Annotated in this window: 19 protein-coding genes; 7 read left to right on the top strand and 12 right to left on the bottom strand. The window is 35.3% G+C overall.

From position 1 onward, the window contains the following. The first annotated feature begins 10 nt into the window (after positions 1-10). The gene (gene hemE / locus ABID42_RS17530; RefSeq protein ID WP_367284790.1) at positions 11-1,042 is read left to right on the top strand and encodes a uroporphyrinogen decarboxylase; all 1,032 of its coding nucleotides are present in this window, start codon (positions 11-13) and stop codon (positions 1,040-1,042) included. 310 nt (positions 1,043-1,352) lie between these two features. Here the strand turns inward: hemE and ABID42_RS17525 are convergent, their stop codons facing one another. The 7 genes from ABID42_RS17525 to ABID42_RS17495 all read right to left on the bottom strand — a co-directional run bounded on the left by ABID42_RS17525 (position 1,353) and on the right by ABID42_RS17495 (position 7,454). Further along, positions 1,353-2,186, bottom strand: a complete 834-nt coding sequence (locus ABID42_RS17525) for a dienelactone hydrolase family protein (RefSeq protein WP_367284789.1) — start codon at positions 2,184-2,186, stop codon at positions 1,353-1,355. A gap of 591 nt (positions 2,187-2,777) precedes the next feature. Further along, a complete protein-coding gene (locus tag ABID42_RS17520; protein WP_323258335.1) occupies positions 2,778-3,215 on the bottom strand; it encodes an FKBP-type peptidyl-prolyl cis-trans isomerase in 438 nt (145 codons plus the stop codon). Positions 3,216-3,341: 126 nt separating this feature from the next. Then, positions 3,342-3,851, bottom strand: coding sequence for an NUDIX domain-containing protein (locus ABID42_RS17515; RefSeq protein ID WP_367284788.1), 510 nt, complete (start codon positions 3,849-3,851; stop codon positions 3,342-3,344). A gap of 166 nt (positions 3,852-4,017) precedes the next feature. After that, the gene (locus ABID42_RS17510) at positions 4,018-5,199 is read right to left on the bottom strand and encodes a M20 metallopeptidase family protein (RefSeq protein WP_184129319.1); all 1,182 of its coding nucleotides are present in this window, start codon (positions 5,197-5,199) and stop codon (positions 4,018-4,020) included. 100 nt (positions 5,200-5,299) lie between these two features. Continuing rightward, the gene (locus tag ABID42_RS17505) at positions 5,300-5,644 is read right to left on the bottom strand and encodes a HigA family addiction module antitoxin (RefSeq protein ID WP_367284787.1); all 345 of its coding nucleotides are present in this window, start codon (positions 5,642-5,644) and stop codon (positions 5,300-5,302) included. 4 nt (positions 5,645-5,648) lie between these two features. Beyond that, positions 5,649-5,960: a type II toxin-antitoxin system RelE/ParE family toxin gene (locus tag ABID42_RS17500; protein WP_367284786.1), complete on the bottom strand. Its 312-nt coding sequence runs from the start codon at positions 5,958-5,960 to the stop codon at positions 5,649-5,651. Positions 5,961-6,011: 51 nt separating this feature from the next. Further along, positions 6,012-7,454 (bottom strand): M61 family metallopeptidase, encoded by a 1,443-nt coding sequence (locus ABID42_RS17495; RefSeq protein ID WP_367284785.1) that lies wholly within the window; start codon positions 7,452-7,454, stop codon positions 6,012-6,014. 205 nt (positions 7,455-7,659) lie between these two features. Here ABID42_RS17495 and rpmH point away from each other — a divergent pair, with 205 nt between their 5' ends. The 5 genes from rpmH to ABID42_RS17470 all read left to right on the top strand — a co-directional run bounded on the left by rpmH (position 7,660) and on the right by ABID42_RS17470 (position 11,483). After that, positions 7,660-7,815 (top strand): 50S ribosomal protein L34, encoded by a 156-nt coding sequence (gene rpmH / locus ABID42_RS17490; protein WP_309921952.1) that lies wholly within the window; start codon positions 7,660-7,662, stop codon positions 7,813-7,815. A gap of 103 nt (positions 7,816-7,918) precedes the next feature. After that, positions 7,919-8,368, top strand: coding sequence for a ribonuclease P protein component (rnpA, locus tag ABID42_RS17485; RefSeq protein WP_367284784.1), 450 nt, complete (start codon positions 7,919-7,921; stop codon positions 8,366-8,368). 135 nt (positions 8,369-8,503) lie between these two features. Then, positions 8,504-10,168: a S41 family peptidase gene (locus ABID42_RS17480; protein ID WP_367284783.1), complete on the top strand. Its 1,665-nt coding sequence runs from the start codon at positions 8,504-8,506 to the stop codon at positions 10,166-10,168. A 107-nt stretch (positions 10,169-10,275) separates the two neighbouring features. Next, the gene (gene tsaB / locus ABID42_RS17475) at positions 10,276-10,959 is read left to right on the top strand and encodes a tRNA (adenosine(37)-N6)-threonylcarbamoyltransferase complex dimerization subunit type 1 TsaB (protein ID WP_367284782.1); all 684 of its coding nucleotides are present in this window, start codon (positions 10,276-10,278) and stop codon (positions 10,957-10,959) included. Between the two features lie 5 nt (positions 10,960-10,964). After that, positions 10,965-11,483: a DUF2480 family protein gene (locus ABID42_RS17470; RefSeq protein WP_367284781.1), complete on the top strand. Its 519-nt coding sequence runs from the start codon at positions 10,965-10,967 to the stop codon at positions 11,481-11,483. A gap of 70 nt (positions 11,484-11,553) precedes the next feature. Here ABID42_RS17470 and ABID42_RS17465 read toward each other — a convergent pair whose 3' ends face one another. Beyond that, positions 11,554-12,072: an HNH endonuclease gene (locus ABID42_RS17465; protein ID WP_367284780.1), complete on the bottom strand. Its 519-nt coding sequence runs from the start codon at positions 12,070-12,072 to the stop codon at positions 11,554-11,556. A gap of 341 nt (positions 12,073-12,413) precedes the next feature. On the opposite strand from ABID42_RS17465, the gene ABID42_RS17460 reads away from it, so the two are divergent. Further along, positions 12,414-13,577, top strand: coding sequence for an AIR synthase related protein (locus ABID42_RS17460; RefSeq protein WP_367284779.1), 1,164 nt, complete (start codon positions 12,414-12,416; stop codon positions 13,575-13,577). A 304-nt stretch (positions 13,578-13,881) separates the two neighbouring features. Here ABID42_RS17460 and rplL read toward each other — a convergent pair whose 3' ends face one another. The 4 genes from rplL to rplK form a co-directional block, all read right to left on the bottom strand. After that, positions 13,882-14,265 carry a 50S ribosomal protein L7/L12 gene (rplL, locus tag ABID42_RS17455; RefSeq protein ID WP_184129288.1) on the bottom strand — a complete coding sequence of 128 codons (384 nt, stop codon included), beginning with the start codon at positions 14,263-14,265 and terminating at the stop codon, positions 13,882-13,884. Between the two features lie 136 nt (positions 14,266-14,401). Further along, complete coding sequence (gene rplJ / locus ABID42_RS17450; protein WP_184129286.1) at positions 14,402-14,935, bottom strand: 50S ribosomal protein L10; 534 nt, start codon at positions 14,933-14,935, stop codon at positions 14,402-14,404. Between the two features lie 2 nt (positions 14,936-14,937). Then, complete coding sequence (gene rplA, locus ABID42_RS17445) at positions 14,938-15,636, bottom strand: 50S ribosomal protein L1 (RefSeq protein WP_309914707.1); 699 nt, start codon at positions 15,634-15,636, stop codon at positions 14,938-14,940. 107 nt (positions 15,637-15,743) lie between these two features. Further along, positions 15,744-16,181 carry a 50S ribosomal protein L11 gene (gene rplK, locus ABID42_RS17440; protein ID WP_309914709.1) on the bottom strand — a complete coding sequence of 146 codons (438 nt, stop codon included), beginning with the start codon at positions 16,179-16,181 and terminating at the stop codon, positions 15,744-15,746. Positions 16,182-16,463: the final 282 nt, after the last annotated feature.

Raw genomic sequence — 16,463 nt, 5'->3', positions numbered from 1 at the left:
TGTAGTTTATATGGAAATTTTACAAAATGATTTATTGTTAAGAGCCGCTAGAGGCGAACAAGTAGAACGTGTACCCGTTTGGATGATGCGTCAGGCAGGAAGAATTTTATCGGAATATCGTTCCGTTCGTGAGAAAGCAGGAAGTTTTATTCAGTTAGCTACCAATCCTGAATTAGCAGCCGAAGTAACGATTCAACCCGTTGATATTTTAGGCGTTGATGCTGCCATTATTTTCTCTGATATTTTGGTTATTCCAGAAGCAATGGGCTTGCCTTATTTGATGGAAGAAAAAGTTGGTCCAATCTTTCCAGAAGTAATAAAAACAATGGCTGATGTGGATAAATTAATCGTTTCAGACCCAGAAGTGGAATTGAAATATGTATTAGATGCCATCAGAATTGTAAAAAAAGAATTGAATGGACGTGTACCTTTAATTGGTTTTGCGGGTGCGCCTTTCACTTTACTTTGCTACATGATTGAAGGAAGAGGCTCAAAGACTTTCTCGAAAGCGAAGAAATACTTGTATTCTGAACCTGAACTTTCGTATGCTCTTTTGCAGAAAATTACCGATAGTACCATCGCTTATTTAAAAGCACAAGTAGCGGCTGGTGCAAACCTTGTTCAGATTTTTGACTCTTGGGCGGGTATCCTTTCTCCAGAACAATACCGTATTTATTCATTGCCTTATATCGCTCAGATTTGTGATGCCATTACAGAAGTACCTGTGACGGTCTTTGCAAAAGGTGCTTTCTTTGCTCGTGAAGAAATGGGTAAATTAAATTGTGAAACCATTGGTTTAGATTGGAACATGGACATTGCTGAATCTCGTAGATTAATTGGCGACAGCAAAACATTACAAGGAAATCTTGACCCATGTGTATTGTATGGTTCTTTTGACGAAATCAAGAAACAAACTCGCTCGATGATTCAACAATTCGGTGGACAAAAATACATTGCCAATTTAGGACATGGCGTTTATCCAGATACTGACCCTGAAAAAGTAAAATGTTTTATCGATACTGTAAAGGAATATAGTTTGTAGGTTTTAACAAACTTATTAAATATCAAACATGCTTTATTCCTAATTTTAAGAGAATGAAGTTATTGAAGATTTCAATGCTTTGGGGATTTATCCTAGTCCTTACTTTTCTTTCCTTGATGAAAGAAAAGTAACAAAAGAAAATCAAGAATTCCTAATCGCAGTGGCGAACCACCTCGCTCCGCTCAAACAGTAGGAATTCATTACCCACCAATCATAAAAAAGCGGTCGAAAAATTAATTTCGACCGCTTTTTTATGATTATAAAATTCGGAATCATACAAGTTTGATAAATCCAGCTGTTTCAATCTCCCTTATTTCAATTTATCTTTCAAATAAGTAATAGCTAAAGTGTATGCTTCTTCTGATGCTTCTCTGTCAAATTTTGGGTTTGATGGATTTGCAAAAGCATGTTCAGCATCAAACGATTTTACTTTTACAGATTTACCTGCCGTTGCCATATCTTTCTCGAACTGTGCAACAACTGCTGGAGAAATCCATTGTTCTTTTCCTGCAAATAATCCTAAAACATCACATTTCAAAGTCTTCAATTGCTCAACATCTTTCTCTGGCATCCCATAATACATTACGCAACCTACCGCTTGCTTGCCTTCTAAAATAGCTGATTTTAGCGAAAGTCCACCGCCAAAACACCAACCCACCGAAGCAATTTTAGCTTTAGGACCTACATAAGCCAAAGCACCTTTAATGATAGCTTGTAAACGAGCAGGGTCAGCACCCGACATTAATGCACCAGCGTCTTTAGGGTCTGTTGCTATTTTTCCATCGTACATATCAATTGCTAGTACGTTTACATCTTTCAAATCACCATAAAATACTTCTGATTGTTTTTTGATATAATCATTCAAGCCCCACCATTCTTGATATACAAATAAATACTTATTAGAAGGCTTTGCAGATTTAATCAGATAAGCATTTGCCATTTTGCCATCTGGTGTTTTGAATTCAATCATCGTTCCACCAACAGTACTCACGTGAGTATAAGGAAGTGGCGAAAGGTGAGCTGCCTGAAATTCTTTAGTAGATGCCATCAATTGCATGTCATCTTTTGTTAATGAACAACAACTCTGTGAAAAACCAAAGTACGAAAGAGTTGTGAAAGCCAAAGTAGTCAATAGTTTTTTCATCGAAATAGATACCTCCAATCCCCGATGGAGTATTTGTTTTTGGTTTAAACGGTTCATCATTGGGGGACAGTCAATAATGAACAAAGACAGTGTTCATGTACGTACATGAGGTTAACACAAGATAGACAAAGATGGTTTTGAATCGAAAAATATTTCTGAAAGGGCAAAGAGCATTATTTAGCCAATATTCAAGTGTACTAATAAAAGATAAGTGTTATTGAGGCTAACTAATGACCAAATAAAATTTACGGTTTTCTTCGTTTTTATACGGAAAATTGCGTGAAAAAGACAGACAAATCTATCTCGAAGATAGGATGTCCTATCTTTTTCACGCAAAAAACCGCAAAAATGATAGGACGAGCTATCTCAGAGATAGGTTGTCCTATCAAAAAGATGGAATGACCTATCTCAGAGATGGATTCTTGATTCTTTTTGATGGGTTTGTCAATAGGAAAGATAGGTTGGCTGGTTTAATGAACAATTGAAAGTAATGCAGAAGAAGGGCTTATAAAATGAATAATCCACCCATTATTATGAGTGGATTATGTATAAAAATTAATATTGAAAACCTATTTAAAAGGTAAACTACGTTTAGTTAGTCTTCAATAATTCTACTTCAAAAATCAAAGTTGCTCCCCCTGGAATATCTCTGCCTGCACCACGTTCACCATAAGCTAAATGATGTGGTAAGTAGAATTTATATTTACTTCCCGTTGGCATCAATTGCAAACCTTCTGTCCAACCCGTAATTACTTGATTTAAGCCAAAACTGATTGGGTCGTTACGCAATACACTGCTATCAAATACTTTACCGTCGATAGTTGTACCATGATAATGTGTCAATACCTTACTTCTTGGTCCGCTTGGTTTTGGTCCATCACCTTGAACTAATATTTCGTATTGTAAACCACTTTCAGTTTCAATAACTTCAGGTCTTTTCTTGTTTTCTGCTAAAAATGCTTCGCCTCTAGCGATTTCGTTTGCTAAAATTTCACGCATTTGTGCTTGACGTGTATCTGAAAAACTCATTTGATATGATTGTTTATTGTAAATTATGATAGACTAAAGCCTTTTACTTATTTTGTTTGAAACGTTTTTTAAATCTTATTTGGTTCAAAATTAGTGTTGTTTGAATAAATTGTAAATGAGTCAGTCTTATTTCTTAAACTCAATCACCTCATTAAAAATTCCTCTTTTTGCTTGCCAGTCTTTTACGGCTTTGCCAGTTCCTGATGCCCAAGGAAGAATTTCATGGTCTTTTTTACGTTGATATGCTACCAATTCAGGACTCAATTGTATTGTTCCTCTAGCCCGAACATGATAAGTAATCAACAATTGATTCATTCTGTGGAATTCGTATAAACCTACCAATTCTACGATTTCGCCATCAAGATTTAATTCTTCTTTTACTTCTCGTAAAATACCTTCTTCGGGTGTTTCGCCTGCTTCCAGAAAGCCTGTGATTAAAGCAAACCAGCCTTCTGGCCAAGCTGCATTTCTAGCAAGAATAATATCGCCTTCGTGTTCAACAATGGCGGCGACAACGGGTGTTGGATTGTTCCAATGCACAAAACCACAGTCTTCTTCATCAGCACAGAGTACTCTTTCTCTATCATCTTTAAACTTGATAATCAAGCTTTGTCCACATTGTGGACAAAAATTCATTTTCGCCATTTTTACATTAATCGTAATACGGAATTCTATTCCGTCATCATTAAAAACTGTTTATCAATGAATGAAGATTTTGTGTCAAGTGAATCACAAAAGTATTCTACAAAAACAAAACCCCTCGACCGTAAAGTTCAAGGGGTTTTATTGAATTATCGAATGATTATAAAGCCAATTCACTCACTGCCAACCAAGACATCAGCCCTGCTCCGATTTCCAAAGCACTTTCGTCAATATCAAAAGTAGGTGTGTGCACACCCGAAATAATGCCTTTTTCTTCATTACGAGTACCCAAACGATAGAAACATGAATCAACATGATGTGTATAATAGGCAAAATCTTCGGCAGCCAACCAAATATCTAAATCAATTACGTTTTCTTCGCCCATGTACTCCACGGCAGCACCTTTCATTCTGCGAGTGAGTTCCGGCTCATTTTTCAAGAATGGATAACCTTTCTGAATAAATACTTCACAAGTTCCACCCATTGATTCTGCAATGCCTTCTGCCATTTTTTTGATACGAGCCAAAGCATCTGCACGCCAAACTTCGTCCATCGCACGGAAAGTACCTTCTACATATACCTCGTTTGGAATCACGTTGGTAGCACCATTGGCAATTACTTTCCCGAAAGTCAAAACAGACGGATAACGTGGATTTCTGTTTCGGCTAATGATTTGCTGTAAAGCCACAATAATATGCGAAGTAATCAACACTGGGTCGATGCCTAATTCTGGCATAGCACCATGTCCGCCTTTGCCTTTTACCGTAAAGTACAATTCATCAGCACTTGCCATATACATCCCTTCACGGAAACCGATTTTACCTACAGGAATATTTGGTGCAACGTGCTGCCCAAGCATTTTACTTGGTGCAGGGTTTAATAAAGCTCCTTCGGCAATCATTACCGAAGCTCCGCCCGGTGCTTTTTCTTCCGCAGGTTGAAAAACTAATTTCACTGTTCCGTCGAATTCATTGCGGAGATTGTATAAAATTTTAGACACGCCCAACAAAGAAGCGGTATGCACATCATGTCCGCAAGCGTGCATTACACCTTGATTCAATGACTTATAAGGAACATCATTTGCTTCAACAATCGGCAAAGCATCCATATCAGCACGCAAAGCCACGATTTTTGAAGAAGGATTATTGCCTTCAATTGTTGCTACTAAACCAGTATTTGCAATTTCTGTTGGTGTAATACCAATTTCCTTTAAACGTGCGGCTACGTATTGCTGAGTTTTAAATTCTTCATAAGACAACTCAGGGTTTTGGTGCAAATGTCTGCGATTTGCAACGAATTCTCCAGCCAAATCATTGGCTAATTGTTTTATTTTATCTTTCATTTATTGGTTAAATAACTCCTTCAGTATTTAACATGAATGAGTGTTTTATTGCAAAGTATCAAATGAGTCTTAAAAAATAAAAGCGTTAATCTCTCTTGTCTTACGCCATCATAGCCACTAAAATGCTTTCTCTTTTCTGAGATGAAATATTTAAGTTTTGAAGGCTTTGCTCTGTTTTATTTCTTGTTTCTATTTTATCAAAAAGTCTTTGGAGTTTCACCCATTGCTCGGCTTCAATACCTAATACTTCCTCTAATTTGATGGCTAATTCAATACTTACTTTTTTCTTTTCTTTTAATAAACCATTCAAAAAAGGCTGACTAATACCTAATTTCTCTGCTAATTCGGTTTGTTTTAGCCCTCTTTCTTTGATTTCATTACGTAACAATTCGCCCGGGTGCATTGCCACAGGAGGAAGGTAGTTTATGTCTAATCTTCTTTTCATTTTGTTAATGATAATCTGTTAAATCTTCAATAATGATGATTTCTAATACTTCTTCTCCATTTTCCTCGAATTTTAACTCAAAAATCAAGCGATATTGGTCATTAATTCTTGCAGAATAATAACCCATTAAATCTCGCTTCAATGGATGTATTCTTAGAGAATTAATTTTCTTAACTTCTGAAAATGAAGATGCAGTTTGAAATAATGAAACTACCTTGCGGAATTGATTTTGTACAGCCATTGGAAATTTAGGTTTTCCTTTAAAACTTCCTACATAATAATCGTATAAATCATCGTTATCAAATTCAATTACCATAACAAAAATATAACCTTTTAAGTTATAAAAAACAGGTGATTTAAAATTAGTTTACAAATTTAACCACAACTTTAGGTTTTCATTCTCTGAATCTAATAATTCCAAATGTATTTTGCCGTTTTCGTTCCATTCTATCCTGATTCCAAAAGCTTGGAGTAATTCATTTACTAAACTTTCCAAAGGCATGTTGCCGTAAATGCAGTCTTTAAAATACGTTTTCAATGAACCTGCATATACTTCTTCGCATATCTTTTGGTAATCTTCTATCGAATAACCTTCGCCTGTTTTTCCAAATCGTTCCCACATCAACTGCATCACATTACCCAATGAACGACGATGACCAAATTTCAAACGAATCATTAAATCTAAAATCAAAGCAACCACTGCTCCTTTTTGGTAAATAGATACTCTGCGGTTGGGAATTGGTTGTGAGTAACCATCCAACCACAAATCAAATGAAGATTCTGTTAATGATTGAAAAGCTTTTCCATCTTGTTCAAAATGGCGTTTGATGACTGTTTCTAATTCCTTTAAATAGGCTTCTAAAGTAAATACTCCTGATTGTACCAAGAATAAATCGCCGAAATAGGTAGTTACTCCTTCGGCTACAAAACCTGTTGGGAAGTAATTTTCTTTGGTAAAATCGTAAGGAGACATTTCTATCGGACGAATTTTACAAATATTCCAAGCATGATATAATTCATGCGAACTGATGCCCAATAAATCTGTATAAAGTCCGTCGCCTTCGGAAGCTGGTCCTAAAACTATCATGGTAGAATTGCGATGTTCTACGCCATGATAAAAAGAAGTAGGCAACATCCAATTGATGAAATGATAATCCTTTTCAGGAAAATCGCCCATTACTTCAATCTGTTTTTCGGTGAATTGTTGGAAGTCAGCCAAAGTTTTTTCCCAGTTTGGAATATAATTTCCCAAAAACCAGATAAAAAATTCAGTATCGGCTACACGATATTTTTGATGTTGCAAGTACGGACTTGCCAACATCGGCGAGTCCACCAAATGATAATAATCTGTTGCCAATAAAGTATGTGCTTCATTTGCTTTATTGGGTAAACCGCATACAATTTTGTAATCATCTGGCAAAGAAATACTTACTTCACAAGCTTCATCCATTCTACCTTCTAAGTATGGCAAACAATTCACAAAATTGATATACATCACGGTATCATCCACAAAGGAACTTCCTGCATTTTGTACATTTGCAAAATAATTCAAAACCACCTTAACTGATTGAATATCAGTAGCATTAATCTTCCATCTATCTTTGGTTATTTTGCTAAAATCAAGAAGATTTCCTGCTAAATCAAATACTTCAAAACTTTGAATATTTTTAGCAAAGTTTTGTAATTCATAACGTCCCGGTCGCCATGCAGGCAACTGAATTTCAATCGTTTCCGACTGAATATTCTCGATAAGCATTTCTATATTTAAGAGATGGCTTTGCGGTTCTTTAACATCAATTTTATAATTCATATTCTTATTATGCTTTTTCGGACTAACAAAAAACTAACCTATTGAATAGGCATTTAGGGCTAATTTTCTAATAATTTTCATCAAAGATACTCATTATCATTGCCTTAGTATCAGAAAGTTTTCAGAAAGAATTTGCAACTTCAAAAAAGTTCTGTACCTTTGCAGTCCTGTTTTAGAAATATAAGAATTATAAAGATATAATGCCATGAAAAGAACATTTCAACCTTCTGTAAGAAAAAGAAAGAACAAACACGGATTCCGTGAAAGAATGTCAACTCCAAACGGTCGCCGTACTTTGGCTGCTCGTCGTGCAAGAGGAAGACACAAATTGACAGTTTCAGACGAGAAAAGAGGTAAATAGTCTAAGAATGTGAACAATTTGAAAATTTGAAAATGAGTAGCGTTTGAACTTTGTTTTAATGACATTTTCAAGCGAACAAATCTTCAAATTAACAAATTAAAGCATGAAGTTTACTTTCAAAAAGTCAGAACGTCTCAGTTCTAAGAAAGTTATAGATAGGCTCTTCGATAGAAAGGGTAGTGAAAAAATCAACTCGGTTTTTCTCTACCCTTTTCGTGTTTCTTATATTCTCGATGATGCAAGTTTAACATCTGTAATAAAGAGTACAGATGTAGATGTTGACATTATAACTGAATCTTCTACAGAAAATACGCCTACAATTAATACTGCTATTTTAATTTCTGTTTCAAAACGTTACTTCAAACATGCTGTTGACAGAAACCTCATCAAGCGACGTACTCGTGAAGCTTATCGTTTGAACAAACATCTTTTGATGGAAAAACCTTCTTCACAGATTCCAGCTTATATTGCTTTTGTGTATATTGCAAAGACGATAGAAGATTATGCCAAAATTGAAAAATCGATGAAAGCGATTTTCAAGAAAATGGTGTAGCCCATTGGTATTTCAATCAGCTAAGAAATTACACAAAGCCATGAAATACTTCTACAAACTTCTTCGTTTGGTTCTTTGTACAATCAAGTAAAGCATTCATACTTTACGAATTTTCTTTTTAACATTTTCTGACAAATGAATATAAAAATGTCTGCTAAGTCATTAATAATCACAGCCGTTACTGTGGTGGGCTTTTCGTTGGCTTCATTTACTGACCCAGGCGAACGTTTCTTCGAAATCGCCAAAAATTTAGACATTTATGCAACGCTCTTCAAGGAATTGAACCGTTATTATGTAGATGAAATCAATCCCAATAGAACCATCAAAACGTCTATTGATGCCATGTTGAAATCATTCGACCCATATACTGTATATTATGCAGAAGATGAAATCGAAGATTATATGACCATGACAACGGGCAAGTACAATGGTATTGGCATTGTTACCAGTAATAGAAATGGCAAAATTGTAGTCATGCTTATTGATGAAGGAACACCTGCAGAAAAATCAGGATTACGCATTGGTGATGAAATTGTAAAAGTCGATGGCATTGATTTAGCCGCAAGAAAAATCAATGATGCAGGAAAACTCATCAAAGGGCAAACAGGTACAGCCGTAAAACTCACCGTAAAACGTTATGGAACGGATAAATTAGAAGAATTTTCGATTACTCGTGATGTCGTAAAAATGAAAAACGTCCCATATTACGGCATGATTAATAACGAAGTTGGTTATATCGATTTAAAAGATTTTACAAGTACTGCTTCCAAAGAAGTTCGTACTGCATTTACCGAATTGAAAGGTAAAGGCATGAAAAAATTAGTATTGGATTTACGTGAAAATCCGGGAGGATTATTGAACATGGCGGTTGATATTTGTAACATTTTTCTTCCAAAAGAATCCGAAATTGTTTCAACAAAAGGTAAAGTACAAGACTGGAACAAAACTTATGTTGGCTTAAATGCAGCGATGGATACAGAAATTCCAGTAACGGTTTTAACTAATTCAAGAAGTGCTTCGGCTGCTGAAATTGTTGCAGGAGTAATTCAAGATTATGACCGTGGCGTGTTAATCGGACAACGTAGTTATGGAAAAGGCTTGGTACAAATTACTCGTGATTTAACTTATAATACGAAACTAAAAGTAACAACTGCAAAGTATTATATTCCAAGTGGACGTTGTATTCAGGCAATTGATTATAGTCACCGTAATCCAGATGGAAGTGTTGGTAAATTGCCAGATTCGTTGCGCAGACCATTTAAAACCATAAAAAGTGGAAGAGTCGTGTATGATGGCGGTGGCGTTTTACCAGATATTGAAGTTGACAAACCATATCCAGCAGCGGTTACTTTGGCATTGTCTAACAAGTTTATTTTGTTTGATTATGCTATCAAATATCATTTTGAACATCCTACCATCAAACCTGCAAAAGATTTTGAATTGACGAATGCTGAATACAATGATTTTGTAAAATGGGCAGTTACGCAAGATTTTGATTATACCACGCAAGCTGAAAAAGACCTTAATCTATTGGAAGCCTCAGCGAAAAGAGAACGTTATTTTGAAAATATTTCTGAACAATTGAAAGCTTTAAGAAATAAACTTTCACACAGTAAAGAAGCTGATATTATGAAGTTTAAGGATGAAATCAAAACAGCTTTGGAGCAAGAAATTGTAGTTCATTATTACTTACAAAAAGGTACTCGTGAACAATCGTTTGCTAAAGACCCAGAAATTCAGGAAGCCTTGAAATTGTTTACTGATATGCCTCGCTATCAATCAATTTTGAAAGGTAACTAGCAAATTATACAAGTATAAAAACAAGATGGCGTTAGAGAAATCTATCGCCATTTTTATTTGCCATAGCTTGGATGTAATTTTGCATAAAATAAATTATCAATATCCCAATGGCATTAATCCTTAGCATAGATACTTCCACCAAAGTATGTTCGGTTGCTCTTCATCAAGATGGCAAAATTTTGGCTTGTAGTGAGCTTTATACAGAAAAGTCTCATTCAGGAATGCTTACCACACTTTGCGAAAATATTGTTAATCATTCTGGTTTTAGCTTGAATCAGTTAGATGCCATTGCCGTAGCCAAAGGTCCAGGCTCATATACGGGTTTACGGATTGGTGTTTCTACAGCAAAAGGCTTTTGTTTTGCGTTGGATAAACCATTGATTTCGGTTAATACTTTAGAAGCGATGATAATGCAAATAAGTGATTTCTTTCCTGAGAATTACTTGTTTTGTCCGATGATTGATGCTCGAAGAATGGAGGTATATTGTAGTATTTGGGATAAAAAGCATCACAATATTTTAGAAACAGAAGCTAAAATTATTGACGAATATTCTTTTCTTGATTTGCTAAATACACAGCCCATTGTTTTCTTCGGCGACGGAGCAGAAAAATGTCGTGAAGCCATTTCACATAAAAATGCCATTTTTTTAGACAATACTGTTCATCCTTCTGCCAAAACCATTGGTATTTTGGCAACTAAATCTTTTGAAGAATCGTTGTTTGAGAACGTAGTGAGCTTCGAACCTTTCTATTTAAAGGATTTTGTAGGAACACAGCCAAAGAAAATTTAATCAAAATGGAAGAAGATATTATCATCAATAAAGTAGCCAGCAGTGGATTAATCTCATTCGACCTTGAAGAACTTTATCATCAAGGCGAAAGAGTTATATATGATTTGAAAGACAATCTTTTTATGGGCATGATTTTAAAGGAAAAAGACTTTAGAGAATTTCTTAAAAATCATGATTGGTCGCAGTATGAAGGCAAAAATGTCGCTGTGATTTGCTCGGAAGATGCCGTAATCCCTACTTGGGCATACATGTTATTGACGTTGAAACTTCAGGATTTTGCCAACTGTATCGTTTTCGGAGATTTAAAAGCATTGGAAAATAAACTGTTTTACGAAGCCCTCGCTAAAATTAATCCAGAAGAATACCGTGGAGCGAAAGTCGTGATAAAAGGCTGTTCAAAAGTGCCTGTACCGACTAGTGCTTATATAGAAATCACGAGATTGTTTAAACCTTATGTACAATCATTGATGTTTGGGGAACCTTGTAGTACTGTGCCACTTTATAAAAAGGCAATGGTTAGATAGAGTCTTTCTTCGAATCAAGAATAAATTAAAAGGAGGTCGCTCAATTTTTGAGCGACCTCCTTTTAATTTATTATACCATTACTTTATCTTTTCTTTTTCCCAAAAAAGGCAACCAGCTATCTTCTATACTTCCTCCGAAATCTCTTAAAAACATCACAAACGAAGGCTTATAAGGTTTGGTTTTTAAAGGCATTCCTGCTTCTTCTGGAGTAAGGTCTCCTTTTCGTGAATTACATCTTTTACAAGCCGTAGTGAGATTGTCCCACGAAGTTCTTCCACCTCTTGACTTTGGCAAAACATGGTCTAAGGTTAAATCTTCTGGTGTTCCACAATACTGGCATTGCCCGCCATCACGTCTAAAGATATTTTGTCTTGATAACATCACACCTTTATAAGGTAAATACACATAACGATGTAAGCGAATCACCGAAGGCATTGGAAAAGATTGCGAGACACTTCTTAGTTGCTCAGTAGCAGACTCAGATATTAAATCAGCTTTTTTTAGAAACACTAGCAAAAAAGCCTTAGGAATCGAACAAACGGTTAAAGCACTATAATCTTGATTTAAAACTAAAACTTTCCGACCCATAATCCTTAAATTTTAATGTTGAAAGAATATACTTGAACTCGTGATTGCTTTTGTAAATTTTACTGATTTATGTATTTTTAACAGATGTATTTAATGATTTGGTAAATTACTGATAAATCTTGAAAAAATAACGTCTTACTATGCTTTTTTGTTGCACTTAATCTTTTGTTAATCAGAAGTTTATAGAAACATTAAAAACAGCCCTAAATTCAGATGGTTTTATCTCTTTTTAAGAAATTTATAGAGAAGCATTCTTTAGTAAAGCTATAAATGAAGTTTTTTGTTTAGATAAGCGTAACTTTGTATCATTGATTAACCAAACGAAAACAGTAAACCGCATAATGACCGATCGTTACATGCAAAGAGGTGTTTCTGCCTCTAAAGAAGACGTACATAAAGCCATCGAAAAACTTGATAAAGGGCTTTTTCCACAAGCATTTTGTAAAATTTCTCCAGATATGTTGGGTGGCGACGACACCTATTGCAATATTATGCACGCCGATGGTGCGGGTACTAAATCATCATTAGCTTATCTTTATTGGAAAGAAACAGGCGATGTTTCTGTTTGGCGTGGTATTGCTCAAGATGCCGTTGTAATGAATACTGATGATTTAATCTGCGTAGGTGCAACAGATAATATGTTGTTATCAAGTACGATTGGTCGTAATAAAAACCTTATTCCAGGTGAAGTAATTGCTGAAATCATCAATGGTACTGAAGAAGTATTAGAAATGCTTAGAGATAATGGCATTGGTATTTGGAGTACTGGTGGCGAAACAGCAGACGTTGGAGATTTAGTAAGAACAATCATTGTAGATTCTACGGTAATTGCTAGGATGAAACGCTCAGACGTAATTTCTAACCATACTATTCAAGCGGGAGATGTAATTGTTGGTTTGGCTTCAGACGGACAATCGAATTACGAAAAAACATATAATGGTGGAATGGGTTCTAATGGCTTAACTTCTGCTCGTCATGATGTACTTGGTCATTATTTAGCAGATTTATATGCTGAAAGCTTTGACCCTGCTGTACCAAAAGATTTAGTATATAGTGGTTCAAAACGTTTGACAGATGAAGTTGCAGGAGCACCATTAAATGTAGGTAAATTAATCCTTTCGCCAACTCGTACTTATGCACCCGTTGTAAAGGCGATATTAAACGAATTAAGACCTGTAATTCATGGAATGGTACATTGTTCTGGTGGCGCACAAACGAAGGTCTTACACTTTGTAAATAATGTACATATTATCAAAGATAATCTTTTTGCTTTGCCTCCATTATTTAAAATGATTCAGGAAGAAAGCAATACTGATTTCAAAGAAATGTACAAAGTATTTAATATGGGACATCGTTTAGAAGTTTATATTAATCCACAATACGCTCAAACTTTGATTGATATTTCAAAATCATTTGGTATTGATGCTCAGATTATTGGTAGAGTAGAAGGTTTTGAAGGTAAACAAGTAACGATTCAATCTGAATTTGGAGAGTTTGTTTATTAATTAAAATCAAACCAATTATTTCTTTTAAAACGTATCGGTAACCCTTGCGGCTACCGTTTGGAGTATATAAAAAGACAGCAATGTTTATTATTTGTTTCCCCTTTTAAGGAAACATTATGTAAAAAAGAACTCTTCCTATTAGAGGGCGACTTAAGTCACCCTCTAATAGGAAGAGTTCTTTTTTCTAGTGACAAGGGTTTGACAACCATCCTAAATCCTTTAAAATCAGTCGATTAGTCTTTAAAACAAAAAAAAGGGTTACAACTAAGTTGCAACCCTTTTTCTATTCTAAAATATCAGCTAATTACTTAACTTCAACTTCAGCACCAGCTTCTTCTAAAGATTTTTTCAAACCTTCAGCTTCGTCTTTAGATACACCTTCTTTAACAGCTTTTGGAGCTCCGTCAACTAAATCTTTAGCTTCTTTCAAGCCAAGACCTGTTAAGTCTTTCACCAATTTAACTACTGCTAATTTGCTAGCACCAGCAGATTTCAAGATAACATCAAATGATGTTTGTTCAGCAGGAGCTTCAGCAGCGTCACCACCACCAGCGTTACCAGCTACAACTACTGCAGCAGCAGCAGCAGGCTCGATACCATACTCATCTTTCAAAATTGCTGCTAATTCATTAACTTCTTTTACAGTTAAGTTCACTAATTGCTCAGCGAATGCTTTTAAATCTGCCATTGTATTAAGATTTTTTATTGTTTACGATTTTATTAATTTACTATATGTTTTTGTACTTGGAAGCCTATTTCAATTTGAAAATAAGCTAATTTAGAAATTTGAAAATGATTATTGCAATCAGAATCAAGTTTGAAAATTAACCTTCTCTCTCTGAAAGAGTTTTGATGATACCAGCTAATTTGCCACCGCTGCTTTGAAGAGCAGAAACAACATTTTTCGCAGGAGATTGTAACAATCCAACGATTTCGCCAATCATCTCTTGTTTAGACTTAACATTTTCAAGAGCAGCTAATTGATCTTCTCCGATGTATAAACCTCCTTCAATAGAAGCACCTTTGAATTTAATTTTATCTTTACCTGCTTCTTTTTTGAAGTCTTTGATCAATTTCGCAGGTGTTTTAGGATTTTCTGGAGAGAAAATGATTCCTGATAAACCTTTGAAAACTGTATCGTTAAATGAAGTATAGTCTACTCCAGTTGTTTCCAATGCTTTTGCGATAAGCGTGTTTTTAACGACACGGTACTCAAAACCACGTTGGAAACACATTCTTCTAAATGCGTTTACTTCTGCAACAGTTAAACCACCGGTATCTGTAATATAGAAGTAAGGAGTAGCAGCGAACTTTTCGCTCAACTCTTGGATAATTATACCTTTTTCTTCCTTTGTCATGATTACAAACCTTTAACTGTTCCTTGGTCAATTTTAACACCCGGAGACATTGTAGAAGACAAATTAACTGACTTCACATAAGTTCCTTTGGCTGAAGATGGTTTCAATTTCAACAAAGTGTTGATAAGTTCCTGAGCATTTTCAGCTAATTTCTCAGGAGTGAATGAAACCTTACCGATAGAAGTGTGGATGATACCAGTTTTGTCAACTTTGAAGTCAATTTTACCAGCTTTCACTTCTGTAACAGCTTGTCCAACGTTCAAGGTAACAGTACCTGATTTTGGATTTGGCATTAAGCCACGAGGTCCTAAAACACGACCTAAACGACCTAACTTAGCCATTACGGTTGGCATTGTGATGATTACATCAATGTCAGTCCAACCTTTTTCAATTTTTTGGATATATTCATCCAAACCAACAAAATCAGCACCTGCCGCTTTTGCTTCTTCCTCTTTATCAGGTGTGCAAAGTACAAGAACTCGTACTTCTTTTCCTGTTCCATGAGGCAAAGCAACTACGCCACGAACCATTTGGTCAGCTTTACGAGGGTCAACCCCCAAACGAACGTCGATATCTACTGAAGAGTCGAACTTCGTATATGAAATCTCTTTCAAAATTTCAGCAGCTTTCGTAAGTGAATACGATTGCGTTGCATCAAATTTTGATTGAGCTTCTTTTTGCTTTTTTGTTAACTTAGCCATTATTCTTTTCAATTTGAAAATTTGAAAATGAGCTAATTCGAAAATGACATTGAAATTAAAGTTGATTAAAATCAATCTTCAAATTTTCAAATTATCTAATCTTCAAATTAGAAAGGTTTTTCTCCTGTTACGTTCAAGCCCATTGAGCGAGCTGTACCTGCTACCATGCTCATTGCTGATTCGATGGTGAAACAGTTTAAATCAGGCATTTTTGTTTCTGCGATAGTACGAACTTGATCCCAAGATACTGAACCAACTTTTTTCAAGTTTGGCTGAGCAGAACCCAATTTTACTTTCGCTGCTTCCAACAACAAAATTGGTGCAGGAGGAGTCTTAACTACGAAATCAAAAGATTTGTCTTTGTAGTAAGTAATCAAAACAGGAAGAATAACACCTGGTTTATCTTGTGTTCTAGCATTGAACTGCTTACAGAACTCCATGATATTCAAACCCTTAGAACCCAAGGCTGGACCAATTGGGGGTGATGGGTTAGCGGCACCACCTTTGCATTGCAACTTTACGTAGCCTGCTATTTCTTTTGCCATTATGGTAAAAATTTAAAATCGTTTGAGTTATTGAAAATTTTCTGCCAATAAGGGTGGAAGCTTCCTTACCTGAAAATCCTCGGTCTATTTCATGTAGATTATTTTGTAACTAAACAATCTGATTCACAGTCATTTGAAAGTACTTATTCATACTTTTTACCTAACTGGTCTATGAAACGGACTGCAAAATTACGGCTTTCTTCTTAATATACAAATAGTTATGAAAGATTTTGATGAGTTTTTTTCAATGAAGTGCTTTAAAAGACAATATCTGTCGGAATA

It is taken from the genome of Arcicella rosea (genome assembly GCF_040543805.1).
GTDB lineage: Bacteria > Bacteroidota > Bacteroidia > Cytophagales > Spirosomataceae > Arcicella > Arcicella rosea.
The sequence above is the reverse complement of the archived record's forward strand: the minus strand, read 5'-3'. Positions and strand labels throughout refer to the sequence as shown.

Coding starts and splice junctions, on each gene's coding strand:
- rnpA (WP_367284784.1), top strand. CDS start 7,919: ATGAAGTTTACTTTCAAAAAGTCAGAACGTCTCAGTTCTAAGAAAGTT.
- ABID42_RS17470 (WP_367284781.1), top strand. CDS start 10,965: ATGGAAGAAGATATTATCATCAATAAAGTAGCCAGCAGTGGATTAATC.
- tsaB (WP_367284782.1), top strand. CDS start 10,276: ATGGCATTAATCCTTAGCATAGATACTTCCACCAAAGTATGTTCGGTT.
- ABID42_RS17515 (WP_367284788.1), bottom strand. CDS start 3,851: ATGAATTTTTGTCCACAATGTGGACAAAGCTTGATTATCAAGTTTAAA.
- hemE (WP_367284790.1), top strand. CDS start 11: ATGGAAATTTTACAAAATGATTTATTGTTAAGAGCCGCTAGAGGCGAA.
- ABID42_RS17495 (WP_367284785.1), bottom strand. CDS start 7,454: ATGAATTATAAAATTGATGTTAAAGAACCGCAAAGCCATCTCTTAAAT.
- ABID42_RS17520 (WP_323258335.1), bottom strand. CDS start 3,215: ATGAGTTTTTCAGATACACGTCAAGCACAAATGCGTGAAATTTTAGCA.
- ABID42_RS17480 (WP_367284783.1), top strand. CDS start 8,504: ATGAATATAAAAATGTCTGCTAAGTCATTAATAATCACAGCCGTTACT.
- ABID42_RS17465 (WP_367284780.1), bottom strand. CDS start 12,072: ATGGGTCGGAAAGTTTTAGTTTTAAATCAAGATTATAGTGCTTTAACC.
- rplK (WP_309914709.1), bottom strand. CDS start 16,181: ATGGCAAAAGAAATAGCAGGCTACGTAAAGTTGCAATGCAAAGGTGGT.
- ABID42_RS17460 (WP_367284779.1), top strand. CDS start 12,414: ATGACCGATCGTTACATGCAAAGAGGTGTTTCTGCCTCTAAAGAAGAC.
- rpmH (WP_309921952.1), top strand. CDS start 7,660: ATGAAAAGAACATTTCAACCTTCTGTAAGAAAAAGAAAGAACAAACAC.
- rplA (WP_309914707.1), bottom strand. CDS start 15,636: ATGGCTAAGTTAACAAAAAAGCAAAAAGAAGCTCAATCAAAATTTGAT.
- ABID42_RS17500 (WP_367284786.1), bottom strand. CDS start 5,960: ATGGTAATTGAATTTGATAACGATGATTTATACGATTATTATGTAGGA.
- rplJ (WP_184129286.1), bottom strand. CDS start 14,935: ATGACAAAGGAAGAAAAAGGTATAATTATCCAAGAGTTGAGCGAAAAG.
- ABID42_RS17510 (WP_184129319.1), bottom strand. CDS start 5,199: ATGAAAGATAAAATAAAACAATTAGCCAATGATTTGGCTGGAGAATTC.
- ABID42_RS17505 (WP_367284787.1), bottom strand. CDS start 5,644: ATGAAAAGAAGATTAGACATAAACTACCTTCCTCCTGTGGCAATGCAC.
- rplL (WP_184129288.1), bottom strand. CDS start 14,265: ATGGCAGATTTAAAAGCATTCGCTGAGCAATTAGTGAACTTAACTGTA.
- ABID42_RS17525 (WP_367284789.1), bottom strand. CDS start 2,186: ATGAAAAAACTATTGACTACTTTGGCTTTCACAACTCTTTCGTACTTT.